Genomic DNA, 2429 nt, shown 5'->3' on the forward strand with positions numbered 1-2429 from the left:
TCGCAGCTTCTCTTCCTTGGTAAAACTTCGTTTTTTCATCATCATAAAAGTACAGATTTTAATCTATATCCTCGTCCGATGATTTAAGGGGCTAATACATAAATCGTATTGAAAAAGGTATTCTCTATTCATAGGTCTAATTGTGTAAATAAGTTAATGGTATTTCGTGTTGATTGGAACTACTCCAATACTCTTGGAAAATTGAAAGAATAAAATTTCTTGTGTCAGGATTGGAAACTTTAAAAATTCCTGTGGATTGTTCTGATTTTAAATGATAACCTAAAGAACTACCTATTAAAAACACATCAGTGCTATCAATAATCAAAAATCTGTCGTGAAAAAATCTACCGCCTTGATTCGTCAGGTCTCCTTTATTGATAACTCTTAAACCAAATCTACAATCTTTTGCAGGTGCTATTACGGCTTTTACTGCATTATGAACATCCATTAAATATGATAGAGATGAGTCTAAGCCTTTTAAGGTTAGAATCTTAATAGTAATGTCGTTTTTGATGTTTGTAAATACGTTTTGGTCTGCATTTGGTGGTTTTACGTTGAAATATGGGTCCCAAATAATTATTTCATCAGTAGCGTTATCAATCAAATCTTGATACATTAATGGATTGTCGCTGGGATAAGTGTCTTTATGGTAAAACCAATATTCACTTTGCCCACATTCGTGCATTCTTAGTGTAGCATTTACAGGATTTGTCAAAAAAATATTAGCCATTTTCTATTTCATTAGCGAAGTCCGTGATGTTTTGAGAAAACACATCTGAATTATACCATTTTTCAATTTCTTTGATTATAATTTTGCCGGAAGATTCAGGAATTTTCGCAATGCACGTTGCTCTATTCCCAAATTCATTGAAGGAACTTCCAATGAACCAAGCATTTTTATCAGCAACTATAAATCTGTCGTGAAGAATGCTGTTTCCTCTAAGAATACGAACTTCAATTTTACCGAAAGGTTTGCTGTTGTATTCGTTTATTACGGTCGTTATTTTTTTAGCTTCTTCTTTTGAAACAGCTTCTTTGCTGTTAAGTATATTTATTTTAACTCCTGAATTTTTAATTTGAAATGCAAATTCAACAATCTCCATACTGCTGAAATATGGGTCACATAAATAACAAGTATCTTTAGCGTTGTTGATTATTTCTCTAATGATAAATTTTGCATTTTCTTTCAGTTTGGTTTTTTCCGCTTCGTCTTTTGATCCCGAATAAAAAATGAATTCTCTGCGTTCTGCAAGTTCTATATGTTGTCTTTCTTTGTCAGCGTTTTTAAAATAGTATTCGGGATTGAAATCCCTTGTTTTACCCACAACAGACGGTCTTTCTTTAGAAAATTTCTCTACGACAAACTCTTTGTTTCCTTTTTCAGTTTCAACTTTTACGTGAAAGTCTGCTTGTTTCATAGACATACCAAATTGGATACTCCTTAAAAACGTTGCAGGTTCGTGAATGGCAATCAAGTCGTCATCTTGATTATAAATTCTAAGTTCAAATAAGTGTGGTTCGTGTGGTAGTTCAATTAGGTCTGTTTGCTTTGTTATTTCAAATATTTTGTCTAATGCGATTGCATCTCCGTGTTTATCTATAATTCTGAATTTTAGTGGTTCAAAACTATTTTTACGCATTAGTACTTTGTAAAACACACCCATTGGGTCAGTAGAAAGAGACATTTCTATGTCTCTAAAATATGGATTTGGTGCAGACAGATAAATGTTCCCAATGTGCTCTCTTTTTTGTAAAATATCAAAACCTAACCACTCCATAGTTAGCTCTTGCATTGCAGACATCTCCTTTGTTACACTTGCATAAATAAATTTATTGTTGGTTTTTCGTTCATTGTCAATTTGACACCAAACCAATAAACCTGACTTTCTTTTTGGAAGGATTGAAGCAACGCCTTTATCAGTGTAGAAGTTAGAAGCGAAAACTAAAGGGTAATCTCCTGATGGTTCTTTTACAAAAGATGTGTTGACGAAAGATATTACTTGTCCGTCAATGACAAAATTTTCAAATGGTTTGACAAACGCCTTTAGAGCATCTTCAACAGAAGCTATTTCGTCAATGGAAAGATAAAATGAATATTCGTCTAATTTGGATTGTTTGGTTCTAGCACAACCTTTTTCCCATTTGTCGTTTGGAATACCGTATGAATATTCATCGTCAGTTTGCAATTCAATTACTGAAAATAAATGATACCATTTTTTCTTCAGCTTGTCTTGAGCTAAAAGAGTTGTCCGAATGGCTTTGGTGTATTTTTGTTTAAGTCTTTCTATCATTTACTGTAGTTTATTGTGGGTCGTATTAAAATAGCCGCTAACGGTTGGGGGTTGTGGCTAGTGGGGATGTGCGTAGCCCACGTTTTCGTCCCCCGACGAAAACGAACTGGCAGCGGGCGACTACGCCCCGAGCATCCC

At 34.1% G+C, this 2429-nt stretch carries 2 protein-coding genes; both read right to left on the reverse strand.

The window, feature by feature from the left end; translation table 11 throughout:
* Window positions 1-136 precede the first annotated feature (136 nt).
* Complete coding sequence (locus tag G8O23_RS17205) at window positions 137-730, reverse strand: hypothetical protein (RefSeq protein WP_166367149.1); 594 nt, start codon at window positions 728-730, stop codon at window positions 137-139.
* On the reverse strand, window positions 723-2291 hold the full coding sequence (locus G8O23_RS17210; RefSeq protein WP_166367151.1) for a VPA1262 family N-terminal domain-containing protein: 1569 nt from the start codon (window positions 2289-2291) through the stop codon (window positions 723-725). Before G8O23_RS17210 ends, G8O23_RS17205 begins: the two co-directional genes overlap by 8 nt.
* Window positions 2292-2429: the final 138 nt, after the last annotated feature.

Origin of the sequence: Perlabentimonas gracilis (assembly GCF_011174675.1) — a bacterium.
In the GTDB taxonomy this organism is placed as follows: Bacteria; Bacteroidota; Bacteroidia; order Bacteroidales; family Tenuifilaceae; genus Perlabentimonas; species Perlabentimonas gracilis.

Bases quoted from the DNA above. Each gene is read 5' to 3' on its own strand.
- G8O23_RS17205 (WP_166367149.1), bottom strand. From the start codon at position 730: ATGGCTAATATTTTTTTGACAAATCCTGTAAATGCTACACTAAGAATG.
- G8O23_RS17210 (WP_166367151.1), bottom strand. From the start codon at position 2,291: ATGATAGAAAGACTTAAACAAAAATACACCAAAGCCATTCGGACAACT.